This window comes from Vibrio rotiferianus CAIM 577 = LMG 21460 (genome assembly GCF_002741985.1).
In the GTDB taxonomy this organism is placed as follows: Bacteria; Pseudomonadota; Gammaproteobacteria; order Enterobacterales; family Vibrionaceae; genus Vibrio; species Vibrio rotiferianus.
In genome coordinates this window covers 79,449-105,320 of sequence record NZ_APHW01000104.1, presented here as the reverse complement: position 1 = coordinate 105,320, position 25,872 = coordinate 79,449, and the positions used below count along the sequence as shown (strand labels likewise).

Annotated in this window: 19 protein-coding genes and 2 pseudogenes; 10 read left to right on the top strand and 11 right to left on the bottom strand. The window is 44.6% G+C overall.

Features of this window, described 5'->3' with window-relative positions:
• Positions 1-39: 39 nt before the first annotated feature.
• Positions 40-2,675: pseudogene (locus tag B853_RS20145) on the bottom strand (hybrid sensor histidine kinase/response regulator).
• Between the two features lie 610 nt (positions 2,676-3,285).
• Here B853_RS20145 and B853_RS20140 point away from each other — a divergent pair.
• Both B853_RS20140 and B853_RS20135 read left to right on the top strand, forming a co-directional pair.
• Positions 3,286-4,719: a glyceraldehyde-3-phosphate dehydrogenase gene (locus tag B853_RS20140; protein ID WP_038886098.1), complete on the top strand. Its 1,434-nt coding sequence runs from the start codon at positions 3,286-3,288 to the stop codon at positions 4,717-4,719.
• A 503-nt stretch (positions 4,720-5,222) separates the two neighbouring features.
• On the top strand, positions 5,223-5,444 hold the full coding sequence (locus B853_RS20135) for a hypothetical protein (protein ID WP_005442428.1): 222 nt from the start codon (positions 5,223-5,225) through the stop codon (positions 5,442-5,444).
• 153 nt (positions 5,445-5,597) lie between these two features.
• Here the strand turns inward: B853_RS20135 and B853_RS20130 are convergent, their stop codons facing one another.
• The 4 genes from B853_RS20130 to B853_RS20115 form a co-directional block, all read right to left on the bottom strand.
• Positions 5,598-6,212: a LysE family translocator gene (locus tag B853_RS20130; RefSeq protein ID WP_038886099.1), complete on the bottom strand. Its 615-nt coding sequence runs from the start codon at positions 6,210-6,212 to the stop codon at positions 5,598-5,600.
• A gap of 108 nt (positions 6,213-6,320) precedes the next feature.
• Positions 6,321-7,235 carry a LysR family transcriptional regulator gene (locus B853_RS20125; RefSeq protein ID WP_038886100.1) on the bottom strand — a complete coding sequence of 305 codons (915 nt, stop codon included), beginning with the start codon at positions 7,233-7,235 and terminating at the stop codon, positions 6,321-6,323.
• The gene (locus tag B853_RS20120) at positions 7,225-7,602 is read right to left on the bottom strand and encodes a nuclear transport factor 2 family protein (RefSeq protein WP_038886101.1); all 378 of its coding nucleotides are present in this window, start codon (positions 7,600-7,602) and stop codon (positions 7,225-7,227) included. The genes B853_RS20125 and B853_RS20120 overlap by 11 nt, the downstream gene beginning before the upstream one ends.
• Entirely contained in the window at positions 7,599-8,054 is a 456-nt protein-coding gene (locus B853_RS20115; protein ID WP_038886103.1) for an Lrp/AsnC family transcriptional regulator, read from the bottom strand. The genes B853_RS20120 and B853_RS20115 overlap by 4 nt, the downstream gene beginning before the upstream one ends.
• Before the next feature lie 175 nt (positions 8,055-8,229).
• On the opposite strand from B853_RS20115, the gene yjeH reads away from it, so the two are divergent.
• Both yjeH and B853_RS20105 read left to right on the top strand, forming a co-directional pair.
• On the top strand, positions 8,230-9,492 hold the full coding sequence (gene yjeH, locus B853_RS20110) for an L-methionine/branched-chain amino acid transporter (protein WP_038886106.1): 1,263 nt from the start codon (positions 8,230-8,232) through the stop codon (positions 9,490-9,492).
• Positions 9,493-9,673: 181 nt separating this feature from the next.
• Positions 9,674-10,546, top strand: a complete 873-nt coding sequence (locus B853_RS20105) for a hypothetical protein (protein ID WP_038886107.1) — start codon at positions 9,674-9,676, stop codon at positions 10,544-10,546.
• 256 nt (positions 10,547-10,802) lie between these two features.
• Here the strand turns inward: B853_RS20105 and B853_RS20100 are convergent, their stop codons facing one another.
• From B853_RS20100 to pdxR, 3 genes are all read right to left on the bottom strand, one after another.
• On the bottom strand, positions 10,803-13,853 hold the full coding sequence (locus B853_RS20100; RefSeq protein WP_038886109.1) for an efflux RND transporter permease subunit: 3,051 nt from the start codon (positions 13,851-13,853) through the stop codon (positions 10,803-10,805).
• On the bottom strand, positions 13,853-14,950 hold the full coding sequence (locus B853_RS20095; protein WP_038886111.1) for an efflux RND transporter periplasmic adaptor subunit: 1,098 nt from the start codon (positions 14,948-14,950) through the stop codon (positions 13,853-13,855). Before B853_RS20095 ends, B853_RS20100 begins: the two co-directional genes overlap by 1 nt.
• Positions 14,951-15,178: 228 nt before the next feature.
• Positions 15,179-16,618, bottom strand: a complete 1,440-nt coding sequence (pdxR, locus tag B853_RS20090) for a MocR-like pyridoxine biosynthesis transcription factor PdxR (RefSeq protein ID WP_038886112.1) — start codon at positions 16,616-16,618, stop codon at positions 15,179-15,181.
• 104 nt (positions 16,619-16,722) lie between these two features.
• On the opposite strand from pdxR, the gene B853_RS20085 reads away from it, so the two are divergent.
• Positions 16,723-17,379, top strand: a complete 657-nt coding sequence (locus B853_RS20085) for a pyridoxamine 5'-phosphate oxidase family protein (protein ID WP_038886114.1) — start codon at positions 16,723-16,725, stop codon at positions 17,377-17,379.
• Here the strand turns inward: B853_RS20085 and B853_RS20080 are convergent.
• Both B853_RS20080 and B853_RS20075 read right to left on the bottom strand, forming a co-directional pair.
• A complete protein-coding gene (locus B853_RS20080; RefSeq protein ID WP_038886117.1) occupies positions 17,333-18,682 on the bottom strand; it encodes an ATP-binding protein in 1,350 nt (449 codons plus the stop codon). The genes B853_RS20085 and B853_RS20080 overlap by 47 nt on opposite strands.
• A 4-nt stretch (positions 18,683-18,686) precedes the next feature.
• Positions 18,687-19,379, bottom strand: coding sequence for a response regulator transcription factor (locus B853_RS20075; protein WP_038886120.1), 693 nt, complete (start codon positions 19,377-19,379; stop codon positions 18,687-18,689).
• A 356-nt stretch (positions 19,380-19,735) separates the two neighbouring features.
• On the opposite strand from B853_RS20075, the gene B853_RS20070 reads away from it, so the two are divergent.
• On the top strand, positions 19,736-20,017 hold the full coding sequence (locus B853_RS20070; RefSeq protein ID WP_152435623.1) for a hypothetical protein: 282 nt from the start codon (positions 19,736-19,738) through the stop codon (positions 20,015-20,017).
• A 33-nt stretch (positions 20,018-20,050) separates the two neighbouring features.
• Here the strand turns inward: B853_RS20070 and B853_RS20065 are convergent, their stop codons facing one another.
• A complete protein-coding gene (locus tag B853_RS20065) occupies positions 20,051-21,052 on the bottom strand; it encodes an AraC family transcriptional regulator (RefSeq protein ID WP_038887639.1) in 1,002 nt (333 codons plus the stop codon).
• A gap of 107 nt (positions 21,053-21,159) precedes the next feature.
• On the opposite strand from B853_RS20065, the gene B853_RS20060 reads away from it, so the two are divergent.
• From B853_RS20060 to B853_RS20040, 4 genes and pseudogenes are all read left to right on the top strand, one after another.
• Entirely contained in the window at positions 21,160-21,486 is a 327-nt protein-coding gene (locus B853_RS20060) for an MFS transporter (RefSeq protein ID WP_010451241.1), read from the top strand.
• A pseudogene (locus tag B853_RS20055) lies at positions 21,486-22,708 on the top strand (HlyD family secretion protein). Before B853_RS20060 ends, B853_RS20055 begins: the two are co-directional and overlap by 1 nt.
• Before the next feature lie 383 nt (positions 22,709-23,091).
• On the top strand, positions 23,092-24,414 hold the full coding sequence (locus B853_RS20045) for an ABC1 kinase family protein (protein WP_038884621.1): 1,323 nt from the start codon (positions 23,092-23,094) through the stop codon (positions 24,412-24,414).
• Between the two features lie 74 nt (positions 24,415-24,488).
• Complete coding sequence (locus B853_RS20040; RefSeq protein WP_010451236.1) at positions 24,489-25,835, top strand: magnesium transporter; 1,347 nt, start codon at positions 24,489-24,491, stop codon at positions 25,833-25,835.
• Positions 25,836-25,872 lie beyond the last annotated feature (37 nt).

Sequence of the window (25,872 nt, the reverse complement as noted above, 5' to 3'; positions counted from 1 at the left end):
CGTTCTAAAGCCGTAGAGAGTCCGGCTTTTAGGGGCGATTTAAGCAAGCTTTAGCTCTTTAAACAACTCAAATAACTGATGCGATTTATAAGGTTTTGGTAGGTAAGCGTCCATTCCAGCTGAAAAACACTTTTGTATGTCCTCTTCCAAGACACTCGCAGTAAGCGCAATGATTGTGGTTTTGTGTTTTTTCGTTTTATCTTCCCAACGGCGAATCTCTTCCGTTGCGGTCAAGCCATCCATCACAGGCATCATGCAGTCCATCAATATTGCATCAAATTCTCCACCTTGAGTGATCGCATCCAACGCTTCTTTGCCATTACTCGTGATAAGATAGTCATATCCCGCCTTTTCTAGGAAAAAGCTCGCGATTTTCTGATTCATTAAGTTATCTTCAGCGATGAGAATTCGTTTATGTTTACCAGCGACATACTGATCCAAAGGTTGTGCGTTTACCGCTATTTCTGCAAGAGATTGAGATTTTCTCAGTTGGATTTCCGCCAACTCAGAGATTGCTGCCTGGAAACGCTTTCCTAAAAACGGTTGAGTTAGCAAGGCATGTACTCGATCTAAACTGATATGTGTGGAAAACAAATGATGCTGACAAACAACAACCTTTTCGAGTGGAAAACGTGCCTCCAACCGTTCAAGATCTTTATTGATGTTTTGGTGTAGGCTGTAGCAATAAAATACGACGTCGAAATCATCCTTTAAGTCGCAAGCATCTTTTGCATCATCAACGCCCTTTAGTTCAATGCCTGCTAATCGACATTCTCGTTCAAGCTGAGGCGAGTAGCGATAATTGTCAGAAATGAGCAGACCACGCTTTACGACTTGTGAGCGCCAGAGCTGGCGGCTTACTATTTCAACCTCAACAGAAAATTCAAAACTACTGCCATACCCTTTACTAGATTGAGCTTTAAGCTCTCCCCCCCCATCATTGAGACAAGCTGACGACATATGGCTAGACCCAATCCAGTCCCTCCGAATTGACGAGTAATACTGTCATCTTCTTGGGTGAAAGGTTTAAATATGTTGCTCAACTGACTTTCATCAATACCGATGCCAGTATCAGTGACTTTAAAATGTAACTCCCCTTTACCAGCACTCTTTCGCTGATATCCAACATCTACAGATATATACCCATCGTCCGTAAACTTGATCGCATTACTAAGTAAATTGGTAATGATTTGTTTGATTCGATGATCGTCTGCTTTCACCAAAGCTGGGATACTTTCATCAAGGTTAACGTGAAGCTCAATATTCTTGCTGGTCGCTTTTGAATGGAACAGAATCAATGACTGATAAATAACCTCTCGAATATCAGCTTCTGTCAGTGAAAGGTTGAGGTTACCGGATTCAATTTTTGAGAGATCTAAAATATCATTGAGCAGAATCAGTAATGAATGCGATGAAGTATCAATGTTTTCTAGGATCTCTTGCTGGTGACTGTCTAACTCACTGTGCGAAAGGATCTCTGTCATCCCAATAATGCCATTAAGTGGGGTTCTGATTTCATGGGACATATTGGCAAGAAAAACAGATTTTGCTCGATTCGCTGCAATAGCTGACTCGCGAGTTTTAACCAGCTCATCTGTTTTCAAACTTTGCTCTTCAATGATGTTATTCAACTGCCGTGCAAACTCCGTAAACTCATCATTACCGTCTGCCGTGATTGTTGCACTGCTGCCTCTTTCACCCCTCCCACGAAGAGCATGAAGTATTGCCCCCAGCTTTGAATGGACGCGAAACCAAGTTGTTCCTCCCAAAAAGCATAGTAAGGTCACCACCAGCAAGACAGTAACATTGATGATAACAAGCTCTCTTTTTTCATACTCTACTGCAGACATCAAACGCTCTTCCGCTTGAATGGAAAAACCTTTGATCAACAGAAGTAGCCGTTGCAGCCGGTAATCTAAATCCACAAGATAGAACTGAAGTTCGACTTGAGACATTTTACCATCAATCAACTGAGAACGACTCTGTACATTCTGTCGGTAGCGAGTTGATTGGAAAAAATCGAGTAACTTGAAAACTTGCTGGCTATCCGCCCCTAAAAGCAAAAAGCTATCTAGGCTTTCTTGCTGTTTATCGACCACCTTGATAAGAGTGTCCCTGTTCGGTTGTGTGTAACCGCTGATTGCAAGGGTATAGGTTAGCCATGCTTCTTTTTGCGTCCAGAAAGACAGCTCAGCCAAATGGGCTATGATGTCTTGAGTCCATTGAGAATCATCGCTTTCTAATTGGTGGTATTCCCGATTCACCGACTTGAGCATTAATGCCATCATTTGATAGGCAATATCACCCGATTCAACAACTTCATCCAGTGGAGATGAAAACACATGGAGCGCTTCTTCTTTCCACTCTAAAGCAAAATCACGTGTATTTGGGTTACGAGCAAACTGGTTATAAAACTGCTGAACTTCTTGCTGATGTAGCTCCAACTCAACAGAAAGCACATCTGTTTTTTGATGTTGTCGCTCTCGCACAGAGCGATATACAAAGTTGGCTGCATCCGAGATAGTCTTTAACGTATGAATATTGTTGACTGTTAGGTTCAGTCTTTCCACCTGCTGTGTCGTATGTGAAAACTGGAGCAATGCGAACCATGTGATAACCACGATAGGCATCATTGTTAGTAAAGCTAAACGACTCTTTATTGATAATTTCGTTATCATTTGGCTTTGCGAACCGAAAAAAACTGACGTTCTAAAATACTAGTCCAGTTTCATACTGTCGTCGTTTTGGTCGGGTCAATCTAGAGTAAATTCTTTGTTTTGAAACACCTAAAAGCCCACTCTCTCTCAAGAAATCTGGTGTGGTGCAGATTTGTGTGACTTAACACAAATTTTTGAAAACCTATTTTCCTACTTGATGCCCTGAGCGACTTGTACTTAAGACTCTCTAGGAATTTCTTTGTTAAGCCCGACTTATGATTACTATTTTTGTTTACAAACAGATTCGCATCTCCTTTTTACTGAAACTGGAAATTGCATCCATCAGAATAAATAAGACTTAGATCGTTATCATCACGAATTAAGTATCTAACTTTACTAAAGTCAATATCACTAATTGCTATACAAATCACCCTACATTCAACAGTAAATACCTAAGAATGCGGTGATTTATCTCATATTATTTTTCCTAGCAGAATAAGAAGTCACACCGTACAATTCGCACACAAAATTATTACAACCACATTACATAACAAACTCTCACACTTTACCGGTGAGGTAACAGAAGAGAGTAAAGTCAGCCCCAAAACGTGAAAGGTCCGAAACAACAATGAGTCCAGAGAAATATCTCCAAGACTGGCAAACAAGCCAAACGATTGCCGAATCTATTTCCCCTCTTATCGGTAAGCTATATCGTCAAAAAGGCATTGAAGTCGTCCTCTTCGGTAAAACACTGATCAATGCAAGCACCATCGACATTCTCAAAACTCACCGAATTGCCCGCCGTTACACTGGTTCTCCCCTCTCTCTAGAACAAACCATGCCGATTATCCAAACGCTTTGCGAAATGAGCATTTCGTCTTGTCGTGTGGATGTAGGTCAATTAGCAAATATGTACTGGCGAGATCATGATGATGCGTCCGCACTTGAAGATTTTCTTCAAACGGCGCTAAACGGCGCACGTGATGCAGATTCATCCCTCGAGGCCCGTGACGTCGTGCTTTACGGTTTTGGGCGAATTGGTCGTCTACTAACCCGTCTTTTAATCGAGAAAAGTGGCCCTGGCTACCCGCTGCGCTTACGTGCAATCGTTGTTCGAGGTGGTAAAAAAGGCGATTTGGAAAAACGTGCTAGCTTACTAAGACGTGATTCTGTTCATGGTCAATTCAACGGTAGCATTGTGGTAGATGAAGAGCGTAAGGCTCTGATTGTAAACGGCAACTACATCCAAATTATTTACGCTAACCAACCAAGCGATGTCGACTATTCAACTTACGGCATTCACAATGCACTTGTGGTTGATAACACTGGTGTTTGGCGTGATGCAGAAGGCCTAAGCCAGCACCTAGCATGTACAGGTGCTGAGAAAGTACTGCTTACCGCCCCAGGAAAAGGTGACATCAAGAACGTGGTATTTGGTGTAAACGAGTCCGTAATTAAGCAAGATGACACTATCATCTCAGCAGCAAGCTGTACGACCAACGCAATCACACCTGTGCTTAAAGCGCTAAACGATAAGTACGGCGTGCTTTCTGGTCACATTGAAACGGTTCACTCTTACACTAACGACCAAAACCTAATTGACAACTTCCACTCTGGAGATCGTCGTGGTCGTAGTGCATCTCTAAACATGGTTCTGACCTCAACAGGTGCCGCGAAAGCAGTAGCAAAAGCCCTACCAGAGCTAGCTGGTAAGCTAACGGGTAATGCTATTCGTGTCCCAACACCTAACGTTTCAATGGCAGTTGCAAACCTAAACCTCGGTGAAGATGTCGATCGTGATTCATTGAATGAGTACTTACGAGGCATGGCGCTCAATTCAGAGCTATCCGCTCAAATCGACTACACAGACTCAACGGAAGTTGTGTCTAGTGATTTGGTAGGTTCTCGTCATGCTGGCGTAGTTGACGGTCAAGCAACTATCGCACAAGACAAGCGTTGCGTACTGTACATATGGTACGACAACGAATTCGGTTACAGCTGCCAAGTCGTGCACTGTATGGAACAAATGATGGGTGTTCGTTACCAGACTTTCCCTCAATAAGGTCAACTTTGCTCCACAACGTTAACCACAATGTGTAGCGATCTATCACCTCATTTGTAGTCAAACAATAATAACTATTATCCCCCGTTTATACGCCTGATGACCCTCAGGCGTTTTTTCTTTTTTGGGCGGTTTGACATTCCTCAGACAAATCGATGCGAAATTGAACGTTAGATACCCAAATGACCTCAATATTCAGAATTCAGAGCGTCGTTACTAACGCTAGTTCAAAGATAAATCGCTTGCGTAATAGTTCACTATTGCCGAGGGATTTATCAAAGAAATGGCGTTAGTAACACGCTCCCTAGGGCAAGTTGTCTTGGCTCGAATACTTTGTTGACGATTCTCGATTTAGAATCACTAGAACTTCAAATCGTCGCCGCGTCTACGAACCAAGACAATCTTGCTGAAACTAGAATTTTGAGGTTATTTGGGTATGTTCATGTTTCGTTCATGTTCAGATTATTAATATGAACCCATAGATTGAAAGAGAGGTCATGATTATGAATCGAATTATCGTTACTGCACTAGCACTGATTACTGGCTTTTTTACTTTGGTATTTAGCCTAATCATGGCGATTCCATTGACCATCGCAGCACTGATTACTGGTAAACGTATTGAAAAACGCGTGAAGCAAATGCAACAAGAAATGCATGAAGAGTATGAATTCAATACGGGTAAGTCCGACGCAATTGAAGGCGAGTTTGAAGAAGTTCGTCGTTAACGCTTCTGAAGGTTTCACACTCCCCCCCCTATGTTCCTGAGTAACCTTCCTTGCTGACATCCTATCTAGTTTAGAGCTAGGATGTTTTTTTGCTATATACAAAAAAGGCTACCATCTCGGTAGCCTTTTCTGGTTGTAGTGCTCTCAGCTTGATTAAATCGTCACTACCACACGCACAGCCAATAGCATTAAAACGATGCCAGACAGGCGGTCAATCAGCACCGCTTTTGAACGAATACGATCAACGACACGTGAGTTGGACAATACCAACGTGATAAAGGTGTACCACAAACCATCGACAACAAATGGCGTCGCCACGATGATCATTTGATTACTGAGATCATTTCCTAGTGCCACAAATTGGCTAAATAGTGCGATAAAGAACAACGCAATTTTCGGGCTTAAAATCGAAATCAAAAAGCCTTCTCGCGCAGATTGACTGACCGTTGTCTCTTCACCAGACTCCAACTTTGCTGCTACGCCACCTTTTGAGCGCAATGCATTGAAGCCTAAATACGCCAAGTAAGCCGCACCCGCAAGGCTAATGGTCTTGAATAGCAATGGGCTCTGCTGAAGTACTACCGCCAAACCAATTAAAGTGATGAACGCGTAAATCCCAATACCAAATGCGTGCGCCCAAGCCGTTGCGAAACCATTAACACGACCACCCGCCAACGAGTGTTTAGCAACAATGGCTAAACTTGGGCCTGGTGACATCGCCCCTAATAAACACACGGTAAAAAGTGATAACCAAACTGTTAGTGTCATAAGAATTTCCCCTCTTTGACGCTAATCTATCAACGGAATAGGTATAAGTAGAAATCAAAGTTTTTCATACTAACCATGATTCCAACTCATAGCGTAACAATGCACTTATTAGCGAATGGAATACTCTGAAATTTGCATCACTGAACGAATCTCTTCTCGAACCCATTTATGCGCTGGATCCGTATCGTATTTCGGATGCCACATTAACCAATATTGATGAATAGGGGTTTCGAGAGGCAGCGATTTATGGGCTAAATCCCAATGCTTCGCGAGGTTAACCGCAATATGCTCTGGAACCACCATTAAATGTTCACTTGAAACCAAACGATTGATGGCAGCAGAAAAGAAAGGCACTTTGAACGTAACGTGGCGCGTATGACCTAACTCTCTTAACGCCAAATCAGTGTAGGAATCTTTATCACCACCACCAGTCACTTTGATATGAGAATATGAAATTAAATCTTCAACGCTGATATGCTCTTGCTTTGCTAACGGATGAGAGGCTTTCATCAAACAGACTGACGAATCCTCACCGATCTTCACACTCGATACTCCTTGCGGTTTTTCCGGGTACATTGAAGAGGCGATGTGAATACCACTCTCATGGAGCTTATCAAGAAAGTCCGGCTGCCATAGTCGGTAAGCCATGTCTAACTGAGGCGCGAAACCACTCAAGTGTGAAGCAATATCTGGCAGCACGTATTGGGCGACATAATCACTCGATGCTAACACTAACTCTCCTTTCCAATCCGAAGGTTCGAAAGGTTTGTCATCAAGAAGGTGGTCAAATTCCGCAAGTAACGCATCTAACTTATCTTTCAACACTAATGCTCTGGGTGTTGGAATCAGCTGGTTACCTTGACGCACTAATAGAGGATCGCCACATAGCTCACGTAACTGAGCTAACTGACGACTGACAGCCGACTGCGTAATGTGCAAACGCTCAGCCGTTCTACTTACATGGCACTCTTCGAGTAAAACATGCAAAGAGCGTAATAAATTTAGGTTGATATTATTCAGCACGCTCGACCCACTTTGAACGCCACTGAGCTGCAGCGTACTCTTCTGGCCAGTATTCGACTTGCTTGCAAATCAACCCTTTACGCACAGTGTGGAAGGTAATCGCTCTATCTGAGCGCACACCATCGCTCACTACCACATCGGTAACTACTTGCTCGCCATCCGCCAAAATACGTTCAATGGTGAAGGTCCACTCTCCTTCTGCGGGATAAGCAGAATTGAGCTCGGCAAAGTTCTTTCTGCCTCGAATCACTTCTTTGGTTAACGGCCAAATCACTTCACAGTCTGGTGTGAGGCACTCCGCCGCCGCAAAGAAATCATTACTCTCCATCGCTTTCCAGAAGTTGAGGACGATGTCTTTCTCTGTCATTTTACGAACTTGCTCCCTGTGGTATTAAAAAACTCAGTCAGCACAGTATGTGTCATGACATTACGAAGTTCTGGGTAACGTTGAATATGATCTCGAATCTCATTAAGGCGGGCAATATTGGGCACTTCAACAAACAGCATCATATCCGTTTCACCGCTAATGGCATGACACCACTTGACCCCATCGATTTTATACAACTCATTCGCGTACGCATCACAATGGTGGCTGGATGCAGATGTATCAAATTTCAGCGCCAGATACGCACAAATCGTCGATTCTTCCGATGTCGCTATGTCAGCGTGATAACCGAGGATAACTTTATCGGTTTCTAACTTTTTTATTCGAACCGTGACTGCCGAGCGTGACAAACTCACATGCTCCGCGATCTCCGTAATTGAGAGACGGGCATTTTGACGTAATAGATCTATGATTTGATGATCAAATTTGTCCATAAACTCACCAAGCTTTCCTTAATTTTTCCATTCTACTCCATTACAACTTATTGAAAACCGACAATTTGAAGGTTGTCTGCATAACAACCGTCATTTTGACGGTCGACAACATCATATTGTTGTGCAGAATTTAGCTATGCTTGTCACTCGCACCATATGGAAGTTCGAGGCAGTTATGGAACAACTCAACAAAGACATCACTCTGGTATCAGGCATTGGCCAACTCTCCACCACGTTAATGGGAACGGGGTTATTTATGATTCCGGCAATTGCAGCTGGCATTGCTGGGCACTTTTCTCTGTGGGCTTGGATTGTATTGTTCGTAGCTATCTGCCCTATTGCGCTTACTTTCGCACAACTTGGCAAGCGCTACCCCAACGCTGGAGGCACTGCCTTTTTTGTCCGTAAAGCCTTTAGTCCCAAATTGGAAAGCAGCGTAGCGTGGTTATTCGTTAGCGTGATTCCTGTTGGTGTTCCTGCCGCGGTTGCTCTGGCCGCAGGCTTTTTGCAACAACTGTTACCAGAGGCAATCAGCAACCACCTTTTCGCACAAGTTCTCACGGTCGCTCTCTTAGTTTTCATTAGTTTGCTTGGTACTAAATCATCAGGACGTCTGCAAACCGTTATTGCATTGAGTATTTTTGCTTTGGTTGGCGCGTTTTTATGGAAAGGCGATGTTGGCTATGCCGATCTTACGATGCCAGCTATCACCATGGATTCAACTTGGTCGATTGCCGCAGCTCTTGGGGTCATGTTTTGGTGCTTTGTCGGCATAGAAGCCTTTGCACACATGGGAGAGGAATTTAAGAACCCTCAACGAGACTTCCCTATTGCTATTATCGTTGGCTGCTTTGTCGCTGGTGCAACCTACTGGGCATGCTCAGTCGTGCTCCTAAAGTTTGGCGCGTATGGCAGTACCGAGTTCGACAGCGCTTCTATCCCTTGGTTAAGTGCACATCTATTTGGTGACCATGCCAAATGGCTAATTAGTCTAATAGGTTTCTCAGCATGTTTTGCTAGCATCAACCTCTACACCCAAAGCCTAGCTCGCATGGTGTGGGCACAGGCGAGAGAGTACAAACCAACAAGTGCGATTGCTCGTGTATCGGTTCGTGGCGTGCCTGCTAATGCCACGCTAGTCGTTGGCGCTATCTTGCTCGCATCTTGCCTATTGGGCTCACTCTCTGGATTGGATCTGGAATTTTTCCTTAAGCTTGCCAACGGAATTTTTGTTTTGGTTTATCTACTTGCCATGCTCGCTGCATATAAATTACTGCAAGGAGCAGGCAAACTTCTCGCAGGAGTTTCGCTACTCTTATGTACCGCAGTGTTTATCTGCTTAGGCTGGTCAATGTTGTACGCCATTACTATTTTTGCTGTCCTTTCATTGCCATGGAAACAATGGCGAAAAAAGAATCATGACCAGGTGATTGAGTGATCATCTAGGGAGTTTAGTCGTGGTTTAGTTGCAACTCGTTTCGGCCCCTAACCTTTTTAGGATCATTTTCAGTCATATGGGTTTGACCAAGATTACCCAATCCCTCAATATGTGTTTGGTTGACCAAAAATCTAACTTATCAGTGAACTATAAAGTTGGGGTCAGGTAAGGAGTGGTAAGAATGACAATAAACCAGAACGATATCATTAGAAATTCTGGCGAAAGAGGAACATACAACAAATATGACTGGAAAAAGGAAGCTAGATCCAAACGCCTTAGCGCTATAAGGTTGAGAGAATTAGCATCCCAGGCATATCAAAACTTCCTTGATGAACAATCTACCTGTGCAGAACATGAAGTGAGGATGCGTAGCAATCGAGTACTTGACTTGTTAGGAGAGCGAGATTCCCTAAACAAAGATAGCTTCTTATTGATAGGTTACGCGATTGAGCTGTTGTTGAAGTCAGCGTTTTTGTCACTTTTAATCTTTGCACCTAAGCCATTGGTAGAGAAAAATTTTGAAATGTATGGTCACAAGCTTCGTAAAATTGCTGAGACTTTGCGCTTGAACTTGACGGAATCAGAATTAATATTGCTGGAAATGTTAGGTAGCTACATTGTTAGAGAGACTCGATACCCAGTAACCTCCGACAGCGTTGAAGATTATTGCTCCAAGTCGAATGATATTTCAGGTTATATCAACGAGACTAGCAATTTCCAAACTGCATTAAACCTTTATGAAAAAATTGAAATATTTTTAGAAGGGAGTGATGGCACGACTGACAATATTAAAATTCACGGTCGATTAAGTTTTGGAAAAGACGGATATGTGATTTATAGAGTCGGTGGAAATTTACCACCAGTCGTTGTAATCCGATACTCTTCTAAGCAAAAGCAGGCTAAAGAGGACACTCCCGAGCACGTTCGCGCAATCATGAAGAGCTATTCTGATGAAGGATGGTGCATGAACTCTCGAATTTTCCTAAATTACTGGGATGACGCGTTAGTGTTCAAAGTTGTCAAAGATAGAACAATTGAAGATGTTACGCCGTAGTAGTCGGCTACGCAATGATCACGCTTTACCCTACTACGACATCAACAAAAATACATATTTTCACGTGCATACCTATTCCTGATTTCATGAATCAAAGCCTGGAAAGCACAGCTTGAAATTTAGCAAGCACTTCAATATAACCTAGTTCGCTTACTGTTGTTTTATACTGCCCAAACAAATATTTGAAGTTTCTACATACGTTTATCAAATTAGAAAGAAGGAGCCAAATGGCTCCTTCTTGAGTTTTCACGGTAATTTATGTCGCCTCTACTTTTACGCGGAAAAAGATGGCGTAAAACAGCGGAATGACGACCAAAGTAAGAATCGTGGCAAACAGTAGACCAAACATAATGGTCACCGCCATACTCTTAAAGAATGGGTCAATCAGCAGTGGGGCAACACCTAAGATAGTCGTGAATGCGCCCAGTAGAACCGGACGGGCACGGCTTAGTGCTGCATCAATGATCGCGGTATATGGTGTTTTACCTTCACGAATTTCAACATCCGCTTGGTCAACCAATACAATCGCGTTTTTCACCATCATACCAATCAAGCTTAAGAAGCCGAGAATGGCCATAAACTCGAACGGTGTTTGGAAGATGATAAGCCCCACGGTGACACCAACAACCGCTAGCGGTGCCGTTAGCCAAATCACCAGTGGCTGACGCAGTGCGTTGAACATAAAAATTACCGAAAGAATCATCGCAGCAAACCCGTATGGTGCTGAGATAACTAGCCCTTCATTGGCATCTTTCGACGCTTTATATTCCCCATACCACTTCAGCTCATACCCTGCTGGCAGCTCAATGGCTTCAATTTGACCGCGAACTTGCTTGAATGCGTCTGCCGTCAATACACCCGGCGCTGGATCCGCTTGCACCAGAATCGTCGGCATGCGGTCAATTCGACGCAAGATGGCGTCTTGGTATACCACATCAACAGAGTTCACGAGTTGACTTACTGGAATATAAGCGCCCACTATCGGACTGAAAACTTCTGTATTTTCAATCGCGCGTTGGTGGCTTCGCTCACTTTCCGGCGCGCGGACAACGATTGGGATCAAATCATCTCCCTCTCGATATACACCTACATTCCGACCCGTTAAGGTTTGCGCGATAGCTTGGTTAATCTCCATCGTAGTCAGCCCATATCGCTGGGCTTCTTCTGCAGAATAAGCAGGGCGAAGCACAGGGACTTGTTGACGCCAATCATCCTGAACCGCAATCAAGTTACTGTCCGCCAGCATGATGGCTTTCGCTTGCTCTGCCAGTTGACGCAACACCGCACTATCAGGCCCTTTGAAACCGGCTTCAATCTTCTTACCGCCTCCTCGACCAAGCATGAACTTCCACACTTTGATGGACGCATCTGGGTATTTGGCTTCTAACTCACTTTGTAACTCACCCAGTAACGGGGCGATCTTTGTGTAATCGTCGATATCGATCAGCAGTTGACCATAACTTGGGTTACGAGCTTCTGGCGCGTAAGTCAGCATAAAGCGTAAACCGCCACCACCAATAAAACTGGTGATGTTGGTAATTCCCTCTTTGGCTTTCACATCTTGCTCAATACTCGCAACCACAGCTTCAGTACGCTTGATATCCGAGCCTTGCGGCAAGTAAACGTCCACAACAAATTGCGGGCGCTGAGATTCTGGCATAAAACCCGGAGGTACAAACTTCACGCCCCAAATCGCTGTAGCCATCATTCCCAGTAACAATGCACAGCTGATGATGCGGTATTTCAATACCCATGCGAGCAGTGCTTTGTAGCTAGCCACGATGCGGCTTGGTTTCTTATCTGCATTTGCTGCTTTTACTTTGAGGAAATCATGGCACAGCATTGGCGTCACTGTGACTGCAAATACCCAACTTAATAGCATTGAGTAAAGGATCACCCAAAACAGCGAGCCAGCGTATTCCCCCATGTCCGAAGGCGATAAACCAATCGCACTGAATGCACAGATACCAACGACGGTTCCCCCTAATAAGGGCCACTTGGTTGCATCAACGACTTCAGACACTACAGTGTTGCGATCGGCGTTTGGATCTTGTTGAAAACGCACCAAGATGCCATCGGTCACGACAATGGCGTTATCCACCAGCATACCCAAAGCAATGATCAACGCCCCAAGAGAGATACGCTGCATCGCAATATCTTCTATGAGCATGATGCACAGGGTGCCAGCCACCGTTAGTAGAAGCACAAAACCGATAATCACACCCGAACGCACCCCCATAAACAGCAGAAGCACGACGAATACAATACCAACCGCAGCGACCAAGTTGTCGATAAAGTTCGCTACCGATGCGCGCACAGAATCTGATTGCATCGAAATCACATTCAGATCCATCCCCAATGGGCGCTGACTTTCCAGTTCGGCCAAACGTGCTTTTACCGCGTCTCCCATATCCACAACGTTACCGCCGGATACGTTGGAGATACCAAAGCCCACAGCTCGCTCACCGTTGAAACGCATCAGCATGGTTGCTGGCGCTTTGTATCCGCGAGTGATGTCCGCAATGTCACCTAAACGAAGCACTGTATTGTTGTTACCCAACCCGACTTGTAGGTTTTTAAAGTCGGCAACAGAATCAATATTGGAACTCGGGATCACGGGAATGCGCATCGCACTAGTTTCGATGCTACCTGCTACTGTGACTAAATTTTGTTTTTGCAGAACTTGAAACACTTTCTCAGCAGAGACACCGAACTCGGCTAAGCGCTCACTTGAAATCTCAACGAAGATGGTTTCTTGTTGCTGCGCCAATGTCGCTGTTTTCGCCACACCCGGTACAAGTACGATTTCACGGCGTAAACTATCAACATAATCTTGCAACTGCTTATCACTGAAACCTTCACCTGTAACAGCAAAGAACAATGCATATACATCCGCGAAGTCATCATTCACAATAGACGGCCCTGCTCCCGGAGGAAGCTGGCGCTGTGCATCGGTCACTTTACGACGAAGTTTATCCCATACTTGTTGTAGTTCAGCGGCGCTGCCTGCAAACTCGAGTTTAATCTCGACCGTGACCTCTGACATTCCTTGCATCGAGACGGATTTCACTTCTTTGACTTCTTGCAAAGCCTGAACAGCACCTTCGATAACATCGGTCACTTCGTCAGAGACCTCCTGCGCTGTCGCTCCTGAGTAAGGTGTCGCGATCACTGCCTGACGAATAACAAACTCAGGGTCCTCAAAACGGCCTAGTTTGAGGTAGCTGATGTAACCACCTAACAGTATTAGAGCAATAAGCACCCACACACTTGTACGCTTAGCTATGGTATAACGTGCAATGTCCATCATTGTGCTCCAGCGCGGTCATCCGTGTAAGGGCGAACTTCCATGCCCTCTCTCACACTTGATACCCCAGCAATGATCACCTTCTCACCCAACGAAAGATGTTCGGTAACAATAATGCGGTCTTTGTTGAGCGCACCAATCGCCACATAACGCTTCGTTGCTTTGTCGTCAATGCCAACGACCCAGACAAATTGCTTGCCTTGGTTGTCAGGGACAATTGACGTCAGAGGTAAGGTAATTTGTTGATTCTGAGTATTACCTGAAGTGGAAACAGGCAGCACTTTCACCGCCATTCCCGGCAATACGTGGAAACCGTTTAAGTGCTCAAAACCCAACACGACCGGATACGCCTGGGAAACAGGGTCTGCAACGGTCGCAACCGTGCGCAGCTTTAATGGAAAAGATTGCCCAGGAATGGCTGAGATTTCAGCCATTGCTTTCGTCCCCTCTTTACCGGAGAGCATCACTTTATGTGGAATATGGATGACCACTTCAAGATCATTAATATCATGAACGGTCAGGACAGGTGCATTCGCTTGGACTTGAACGTAGTTATCAACCAGCTTGCGTCCAACAATGCCATCAAAAGGAGCAAAGATTTGGGTGTATTCTAGACGACGCTTTGCATCTTCAACACGTGTACGAGCAAGATTATAACGTGTCGTGATCGTATCTAAGTCGGCCTTTGAAATTGCTTGGCTTCTCTTAAAAACAGCTTGAGCACGCTCATACTCACGAGACACATTCTCAAACTCAAGTTGAGCTGACACCAATGCATTTTTTGCATCTCGATCATCTAAAGAAGCAAGCAGTTGACCCTTGCTCACCTCATCGCCTTCCTTAACGAAAATGCTGATCAGTTTCCCACTCACTCGAAAAGCGAGGTCTGCGCTTTCTGCAGCACGAACAATACCATTAAAGCTCAGCTCCATTGCTGATTGGGTTGTAACGACTTCAATAAGTGCAGGTTTGATTAGTGGTGCGACGTCTGATGCCTCATTTTCATCAGAACAACCGGTAATGCTTAAGGAAGAGATGAGCAGTGCTGAAATAGCACTCAGTTTAAGTGTATTTTGGCCAAATGTAGTTGCGACCATATTTTCTTTACTCCGAGAGCGTGACCCATTATTGAGTAGTCACTATTGAACTTTACGCACAAGCGCAGAAGTAAACTTCGGAGTTTATTTTAAAGTCAATTTAGCCGCAGGTAAACTTGAAAGTTTACCACTTATCTATTCTTGCTAGATCTAGCACAAAACAATGACAAACAATTAGAAGCGCGGGGGTTGATGATCACGCTGTTCCATTCGAGGTTTTCACTTTCATTAATCCTTCAACTCAAACATCAACGCCAGCTGCTGCATCAAAGTGTCAATATTCTCTAGCGCAACATTGCCGTAGCCTAAAACCGCCCCATTCCAATCACGGGTTTTAAATTCGGGATGTTCGTAATAACTCAACGGACGCAGCACAATACCTTTCGCTTCAGCACGCTGTGTCCATTGATGTTCATCAATGCCATAGCGCCACTTCAACGTAATGTGGAGACCCGCCGCTTGACTGATAACACTCACTTTGTTGCCAAAATACTTTTCAATCGCCGAGCACATCCGTTCATGTTTACTTTTGTATAATCGACGCATCTTGCGAATATGACGAAGTAACCCGCCTTCCGTGATGAAATCGGCTAACGCTTCTTGCGTATGTGTAGGAGAATCACCGCTTAACGCATCTTTAACCACAAGACAATCATCGACTAAAGATTCAGGAACGACGAGATAACCGAGGCGCAAACCGTTGAACATGACTTTACTAAACGAGCCAACGTATAAAACGCGATCATCTCTGCCCATTTGAGCCGCTAATCCCTGCAAACTAGTGTATGGCCGATGCGCAAACTGGAATTCACTGTCATAGTCGTCTTCGATTATCCAATGCGCTCTCTGTACGGCCCAGTTAATGATCTTGCTTCGTTGTTCTATGTTGAGCGTCGTCCCCATAGGGTATTGGTTACTTGGCGTGATATACAAAGCATCCACCTGACTCGATGTCACCGTTTCCACATCAAAGCCTACCTTCTCTTGCACGTACAGTGGCTCAAAATGATATTGCTGGAAATGGATCAATTTACGCATTTGTGCATATCCCGGTTGTTCCATCAGCACCGTATCGCCTTGTTTTAGTACGCTCATAGTGGCAATAGCCAACGCTTGCTGCGCTCCAGATGTAATGATGATCCGCTCTGGCGAACAGTTGACTGAGCGGCTGGAAGCAAGGTAGCTAGATAAAGCGCAACGCAATCTCCAACTGCCTTGAATATCTTGATTACCGAGTAAACAGGTGCGGGATGAGTGGCGCGCAATCAGTTTCTGCCACTGTGCCATTGGAAATGCATCTAAATCAGGAACACCTGGAGCAAACGCTCGGTTTATATCGAAGCCAGCCTTAGGATCCACCCCTTCTTCAGGTGCTGCGGGTTCTGGTAAATACTGCTCTGGCAACTCCACCGCCACATAAAAGCCGGAACCTTTTTGACTGCTCAAGTACCCTTCAGCGACCAACTGTTCATACGCTGCAATCACGGTGTTCCGACTGATATCGAGTTCCTGCGCAAGCTTGCGTGTTGAGGGCAACTTACCGCCTTTTATCCACAATCCTTTCACGATTTTTTCTCGAATAGCAAAGAATAGAGCTTGCTGGCGAGTGCCATCATGCTCATTTAAGTTCAAATCACCAATAACAATTAAAGACAAAACTGGATCCATACATAAGTTAAAACTGGCTCTCTTTAAGCTACCAGTTAATCGATACATTGCAATCAGAGATAGAGAAGCAAGCGCTCATTATCGTGAGAGCTTAAGGAGAGAAAATGTTATCCAACACCAATCGAACTGAGATAAAAAAAGGCGCACACAAAGCAGTCTCTGATGTCGATAAACTGCACGCCATCATAGATGAAAGCCTGATTGCTCATATTGCCATAACAAACGAGTCTGGTCCTGTGGTCATCCCCATGCTGGCATGGCGCGTAGATGATTACGTGTATATCCATGGAGCCAACAACAGTCGATTGTTGCGCTCACTTAAACAAGGAGTGCAAACGTGTCTAACCTTTACTTTGTTTGATGGTTGGGTACTGGCTCGAAGTGCGTTTCATCATAGCGCACATTATCGCAGTGCCGTGGTCTTCGGACAGTTTGAAGTGGTGGAAGATAACCAACAGAAAGACAAACTGCTGAATCACTTTATCGAGCAAATCGCGCCGGGAAGAACGCAAAATATACGCTTGAGCAATGAAAAAGAACTCAAAGCGACCATGTTGTTACGTATTCCACTCTCTGAAGCATCAGTGAAAATCAGCCATTTTGGGGTCAATGATGATGAGCAAGACATGGATCTCCCCGTTTGGGCAGGTGTATTACCTTATCGAACGATTGTCGGCCCACTTGAGGCGTGTGATGGTTTATATGAAGGTCTTGCTACGCCTGACTATAGCAGCGCTTATCCTGAACGTTGGCAGGAATGAGCACAGTAAAGCGCGCTCCACCTAAGTGACTTTCACCAACTGATAATTTCCAATCCAATTGCCTCGCCGCACTGGTTGCGATAGCGAGGCCCAATCCAAACCCTTTTTTGTCTGCATTTCGGCTTTTATCTAGTCGGGAGAATGGCAAAAACACTTCGGAGTGCTTTTCAATCGGGATTCCGGGACCGTCGTCTTCTATATCGATCACCCAATGCTCTTTAACACGATGAATGGCTAGGTAAATATCTTTTTCTCCATATCGTGCGGCATTTTGAATTAGGTTATCAATAACTAAGTTGCCAAGGGTCTGCTGAAAACGCACTTGCTCACTGTTGCATTCGATACAGCTTTCAATCACCACTTGATTTAGACCATGATAAGCAAGCCTTTCACGAGTCCATTGAAGCAGGTTAAGTGAAGTCGTCGCGTGCCCTTCTCCCTTTTTCTGAGAGCTTAGCCGAGATAGCTTTACAATATCCTGAGTAAGCTCATTGATCGAACCAACATAACGGTCGATATCATTAAACAGTTGCTCTTGCTGTTCTGGTTTACTTAACCGCGCAATATCAGTCGCAAGTTGAATCCGACTTAGGGGAGTACGCACTTCATGAGGAATCGCTTGAGTCAAAATATGGCTCTGCTTGACTCTCCTTTCAATGTCTTCCGCCATATCATTAAAGCCTTGTGCCAAACTCCCCAAAGAGTCTGAATAGGTTTTAGGATCAACTCTGCATTGCAACTCACCTGAACCAAACTCGTTATGCGCTTTCGATAGTCTTATGATTTGGCTTTCAATCGATCTGACTGGTATGTAAATCATCACCCCCAAACTGGAGAAAACGACGATAACAAGGCTTAAAACAAAAATCAGCTCTGAGTCCTCATGCCAATCAACATCTGGCCGGAAGAAATCTCTCTTTTCTTTGAACAATAAGCTTTGAGTACTATTCGGCAGAGGAAAGACTGCACCATATAAGCTGTCTTCAATGAGGTAAACCGGAATGGACTGCAATCGGTAGATCTGCTTGCAGTCATCGCAAGGCGGAGTTTCGTCCCAATGATCAAGCAGTGCAAGTTTAAATATATAAAAGTCTTGCTGACCAGTTTGAGTGAGCTCTTTATAGAGTGAACTTTCAGTACCTTTCTGAGCGATGTACTGATTGGCGAAGTATGCACCATCGTTCAGAAATATCTCTACCTCCGTCTTACGCATATATTCGTCACCTAAGAAAACAAAAAGTGACACGGTCACCGTTAGGCCAGTGATAATTGCAATGTAAAGACGAGTGAAGGTAGAAAACATATGCTTACTTGCCTGTTAGCATATAGCCACGATTTCGGACAGTTTTGACGGTCGCAGATTGAACACCAGCTTTGACAAACTTCTTACGCAGCGAAGAGATCCTCATATCAATGGAACGATCGGTAATACAGTACTCAATACCTCGCGCAAGACGACAGCATGACTCTCGAGACACTGGCTGATCGATATTAGACATTAGCAGTTCTAAAATCTCAAATTCTGAATCAGTTAAATCAAGTACAGTACCTTGGTAGCTGGCTTTATTTCTCCGAGTGCAAAGCTCAATGCCGTACCCACGGACGGTTTGATTCGAATCGGTGCAAGGCTGTCTGGCATAGCGACGCATAACCGCTTCTATCCTTGCTAACAGCACATTTCCTCTGATTGGTTTGGTAAGGTAATCATCAGCGCCAAACTTAAATAAACTCACCTCACTCATTTCATCGTCGGTTGCCGTCAAAACGATGATCATGCCATCAAAGAACTCTCTCACCTCTCGGCAAATTGTGGCTCCATCTTTGACTGGTAACATCAGGTCAAGTAATACAAGGTCGGGGTGTAATGAACGGATACTTTCGACAGCATTTTCGCCGCTATTAATAATAGTTACCGAGTGCCCCTCTGCTTCGAGGTACATTTTTGTTAAACGCGCTATCTCGGAATCATCCTCAACCAATACGATTTTATAACGACTCATACCCATTCACTCTACTTATAAAACGGGGCCAGTATATCGTTCAGAAATGTGAGTGCAAGCTACGCTCATTTGATACATCGAAGCACTTACAATCACTTACAAAGGCAGGGGTTCGACCAAATTTAGGGTTAAACACCCAGAAGGACAGCATAATGGACTTAATTTTAAAATATTTCATGATATAAAACCACAAACACACAAACCACTGAAACCAAACGCTATAAAGAAGTACTTTGAGTAATACGACGTGCTGACAAGGCTACATTTCTAGGCTATAAGCATCTAAGTGAGTATATAGACAGAGCGCTTTATGACATTTAAATTTGTTATTAAATTTATAAATAACAATCAGAATTATGATGTCTCGTTTTAAGCTATCCTCACTTGCCCTTGCCAGTATTGCGTTGTTTTCAGCTTGTGGTAATACGGCTTCTGGTTTTACTTCCTCTTACGCTACCAAACCGACACAATCAATACCGAGTGCTGAAGCTATTTCTATCCAACATTCTACGTCGACACCTTTAGCGGCATTAGCAGAAACATCAATGATTGAACATGGCGCTTCGAGCGGCCACAAGTCATTTAATATCAAGCAGTCGCTGGTTCGTTGCATGGATAAAATCAAACGCATACGTTAGAAACCCAGAGCTTCATTCCAAGTACAGGGGAAGCTAGTTTTCAAAGCGGGCTATATATTGTTTTGGGGTTACACCGCGATGTTTTTTAAACATACGGTTAAAACTTGCGACATTGCTATAACCCAACCGTGCGGTAATATCTTCAACGCTCACTTTGGAGCTCAATAATCCAGCCGCGACATTACTCAGTACATAGCCAGACACGGTAGAAAAGTTCAGACCTAACTTATGCAGTCGACGTTGAAATTGCTGCTCAGATAAACCTAACAGTGCAGAGACTCTGTCTAATGTTGGTAATCCATAGTGGCTGCTGTAGTTCACTACTTCATAAATCACTTTAAGTTCATCCTCAGGATCTGGCATGTTCAACAGATCATCCAAATCCGAGAAACTCATCGCTAAACGGTTTTCCTCACGATGACTGACTTGACGAGATGCCAAGCGATCATCACCGTGAATCCAAACCTCTGTTTTAGGTTGGCTCCATTCCACTTCACAACCAAAGTACTCTCGATACAACTCATGGTTTTTTCTTGATCCAGAGATCATCACTCGAAGTGGGCGATATTCCTTTCCTAAGAATTCGCGCAATATCTTTATCATGAACACCGCACTACGAATGCTGTCATGCACTTTGATCGTCGTATCAATGAAAGGGTTGTGATAAGTCCACTTAATGATATTTCCGGACTGCGCGCCAGCAAAAAAAGCACCAGACTGCAGATTACTCACGCCATAGTTCACACGTCGAATTGTGCTTGCTAGATCATTGCCTGAAAACAACCATCGTCCAACAGGACCAAGCTTCTGTAGATCAATCCCTTTGCTCACATTCAAAATGACGTCCTGGTCCCCACTCAGCAATTCGATACGTCGATACCATTCAGAAACGGCGGTGAGAGGTATCAGCGTCATCGGGTTATGAAATACTGAAGCGGGAATACCCAGGTCATCAGATGTCAAATTGTACTTAGATAACGCGAGGTTATGCATATTTAATATGCCCATCGCGCGAATGAATCGAACCGTTTTCATAACCAATCACATCAAATTTACTCTCTGAGTGATTGAATTTGTCACAAAAGCTCATCCATTTCAATTCCAGATCACAATACGCCAACAGCTTGATAGAGGAGTGTTTAATGAGTTTACTTAGTGTCCCATTTGTCGGAACAGGCGCAGATACAGCGTTGCACGTTGTCGCTGCTGTCGTTTTAATCGCGAGTGTTGCTGGCGCGTGTTACGGCTTTTGGAAAATCCATGAGTTGCCAATTAATAAGGCACACAGCAAAGACCATCACCAGATAGGGCTCATCACCGCCCTCACCTGGATAGGATTTGTCTGGCACTGGGTATGGGTGCTAGCCGTGATCTTTGCATTCGTTGATATGGAAAAAGCCATCATCAATCTGCGTGATACATGGAGAAGTAAACCGCAAACAGAAACACAGCCACAAGAGGAGGCATAATGTTAGAAGGTTTAGCGGTATGGGCACTCTTCATCTATCTGCTCCGTTTAGTCGGCATGCCTTGGAACAAAGCAACCAAATCCTTTGCTTACCTTGGTGGCTTGGGCTGGCTAATGTTCGTATGGGTGGCTTGATTAACTTTACGCCTATGGACATATCAGGTGGTTCTGTAGTGCAATCGCCGCACATTCAGCTTCGTCCTGATTCAACTAATGTAAAAGGCAAAGTCGACCATATTTACATCAAGCCGAATCAACAAATTGAAAAAGGTCAGCTCATTTATGAACTCGACCCAACGCAATATGAGATCGCATTGAATCAAGCAAATGTGTCGGCAGATTCTGCTCGAGTGGCACTAGCAACCGCGCAAGGTGATATCGAGATTGAAGAAGCGAATCACCAAGCATTAGTGCAAGATCTAGAAACTTCAAAGAGCCAATTGGAAGCTGCAAAAGTTGACCACAAATTGCAGAAAAAGATGCTAGATCGTTATATTGAGCAAAACCGAGTGGTCAAGAACACCATTACAGAAAGCGACATCGACAAGCAATCGAGCGCGGTTGATATGGCTCGACATAACGTGTTGACCCTTGAGTCTCAAATCAAGAAGAAACAAGTCGATATCTCTCGCGCAAAACTGGCAATCCATAAAGCAGAGCTCGCGGTTGAAACCAAACAGGCAGAGCTGCGCCAAGCAGAAGAGCAAATTGCAAAAGCGCAATGGGATTTGGACAGTACGAAAGTTCATGCTCCAGCAGATGGCTTTGTGACTAACTTTATCTTGCGTGAAGGTCAACGTGTTTCGATGATGCCGCGTATCAACATGTACACTAACGAGAAGTACGTTCTGATGCGCGTGAACCATCAAGCAATTAGAAACGTTAAACCAGGTCAACCAGCGGAGTTCGCCTCTTCAGTTTACCCAGGCAAAGTCTTCTCTGCTACGGTAGAAGGTATTGTTGAAGCAACAGGTGAGTCACAAGGTAATCTGCTGGGCTTGGATGATTCAGTACGTGTCACCACTGGTAAGAACTTACAGAACAAGCACCACTTTGTTCGCCTGAAAATTGATGAACCAGAAGGCTACGATATCCCAGTAGGCTCTGTAGGCTTAGCATGGGTGAGTGGTGAAAAACCAATTGGCTTCTTAGCCTTCTTGGATGCGATTCGTGGCATCATCATCCGAATGAAGTCTCAGCTGTACTTCTTCTACTCTATCTAAACTAGGGCCTGTTGACCTTTTGAGCTGATTTTTGCAGCAGTTTGTGGGTTCTTCCTTCTTTATAAACTAAGAAAGAGGCAGAGGCTTTGAAATGTAGTTGCCCTACCTGATAAGCCGATAACGCAGTAGAAAGGAGCCACAAACACTGCCCGAAGGGTTCGGCTAAAAGCGCTTTACTCTTTGTTGAGAGGATTTTGCTTAGAATAACTAGGCTACAAACCTCTCGCCGCGATTAAAACGCTTTTATCTCGAACAAAATTTAACCGCAAAAGGTCAACAGACCCTAATAAACCGCCAGTTCTGCTGGCGGTTTTCTTTTCATTTGTATCCAAGCACGTACTTTTCCCGTATAACAAATAGTTAGTAAATAGCGGAGAAGATTCATGTCGGCAAAGGAAAGAAGCCTACCAACCCATCGTATCTCAAGATTCAGCAAGTTCGCATCACTCGCTACACGTGTTGCAGGAAACGTCATTGCAGAAGGCACCAAGCAAATCGCCAAAGGCAACAAACCCAAAGCGAAAGACCTGTTGCTGACGCCGCAGAATATCGCGCGCTTAACCGACCAACTCGCTCACCTACGAGGTGCTGCGATGAAGCTTGGTCAAATGCTCTCGATGGATGCTGGCGATGTTTTGGAACCAGAGCTCGCCGATATTCTTTCTCGACTTCGTTCTAATGCTGACCCAATGCCAGCCAAACAGTTAAATGGAGTAATGGAAAGTTCATTAGGGACGAATTGGAAAGCCGAGTTCCTGTCCTTTAACTTCAAACCAATTGCCAGTGCCTCAATCGGACAAGTGCACCAAGCCTACAGCGACGGGGGTGATAACCTAGCGGTCAAAGTACAATACCCAGGCATTCGAAAAAGCATCGATAGTGACGTCGACAACGTAGGAACGCTGCTTAAAGTGGTTGGGTTGATTCCGGAATCCGTCGATTACAAAGGGTTGTTGGAGGAAGCGAAGAAACAACTCCATGACGAAGCTGATTACGCGCGCGAATCGCAATTTGCTATTCGCTATCATGACGCTTTGAAAGATCACCCTCATTTTGTGGTGCCGAAGATTCACACCGAAAGCTGCTCAGACTCCGTTCTCGCGATGGAATTCATTGATGGCAGTCCGATTGAGCAAATCGAACATTATGATCAGAGTACGCGAGATTTTGTCATGCACAGCCTACTCGAATTACTGTTTCGAGAGCTGTTTGAATTTAAGATGGTACAAACCGACCCAAACTTCGCCAACTACTTATATATCGAAAACACTCGTCAAATCGGCTTACTAGACTTTGGCGCAACTCGAGAATACAGCGAACGGTTCAGTACCGGCTATCGCCAAGCCTTTGCATCTGTCGTTAATAATGACGAACAAGGTTTGAATGATGCACTCGAGCAAATAGGCTTCTTCAGCCAAACCATCATGCCAGCGCAGCGCCAAGCGATTCTCGATTTGGTGAAAATGGCGTGTGAACCTATGTTGGTTGATGAGCCATATGACTTCAAAGCCAGTGGCTTAGCGCAGAAACTCCGCGAGGCTGGTACCATTTTAAGCTTGGAGCAAGACTACTGGCATACACCACCAGCCGACGCCCTTTTCCTACACCGAAAAATTGGTGGGACGTACTTGCTTGCGGCTCGTATTGGCGCAAAAGTGAACATTCGCCAATTGGTCGCCCCTTACCTACGGATTGTTGACGAATAGCCTATTGTTTTTCTGCTATTTTCGAGTACCTTGATCAGCTGCCTATAAGAATAATCTGACTGTCGGGGTGCTCGGTGAGTAAGTTTCAAGACCTCTCCACTCTAATCGAACAAATTGTCCAAGCAGACGAAGCGGATCAAGTCACCGCTTTGAATGATTCTATCGAATGTGGTCTCGAGCCCGGCGCCGTTGCGCTGATCCTTGAAGCCTTCCCTATCGATGAACGTGTACGCTTGTGGCGCGCATTACCTCTTGAATTGCATATTGATGTGCTCACTGAAATGCGTGCGGACGTACGTCTTTCTATCATCGAAGCACTTTCGGAAATCGAACTCAAACTCACTCTCGCTAAACTTGATAACTTATCCCTGATAGAGTGGGCCGACTCTCTACCAGAAGAGTTCATCAATGAAGCACTAGAGTTAATTGAGAAAGATGAGCTTGAGCTTTATGACCAAGCAAATGAATATGAAGACGAACAACTCGGACGTTGGGCTGAGCGTAAGATCATCACCCTCCCTTTTAATATTACGATTGGTAAAGCTCGACGCTTAATGGAGCGTTACAGCTACGATACACCGCAACAAGTATATCTCATCAACCGCAAGAAACAGTTCCGTGGCGCGGTGAACTATTATGAGATCTTACGTAGCGACCCTGATATACGCCTTAGCACCTTAGCCATTGAAACCGTCAATGTGCTCGACAGTAAGATGGAGCTTCCTGAGGCGGTAGAAGCACTTGAGCACAGTGCGCTTCCAGCGCTTCCTGTTACCGATTCTGACCAAACCTTAATCGGTGAAGTGGATTGGCAGTTTGCCTTGAGCACGCAGCGTGAAATTTACGAAGCACGTTTAATGGCAGGTACCGGTATGGATGAAGGCGATGACTTGTTCGCCCCCGTTCTAAAAAGTTCACAAAAACGCGGCGTCTGGTTAGGGATCAACCTGCTCACCGCCATTTTAGCATCCGTGACAATTGGGCTATTTGAACATGTGATTTCGCAGGTGGTTGCCCTTGCGGTTCTAATGCCGATTGTTGCCTCAATGGGTGGTATTGCTGGTAGCCAAACCTTGACCTTGATGGTTCGTGCGATGGCGTTAAACCAAATCACACCTGGTAACCGCTTTGCCCTATTAAAAAATGAGTTGGGCATCGGCTCACTCAACGGTTTGCTTTGGGCACTGATCATCGGTGGTTTAGCAGGGCTTTGGTTCCAGTCTCCTGTATTGGGTGGCACCATTGCACTAGCGATCATAGTGAACATTATTACAGCAGCACTATTTGGTGTTTTAATCCCTATTGTTTTGGATAAGCTCAAACTAGATCCCGCACTAGCAGGCTCAGTTATTCTGACCACAGTAACGGATGTCGTTGGCTTCTTTGCCTTCTTAGGCACGGCAAGTCTAGTGATGCTTTAAGTGATTAATTAGTTATTATAATAAAACAATCAGTAGC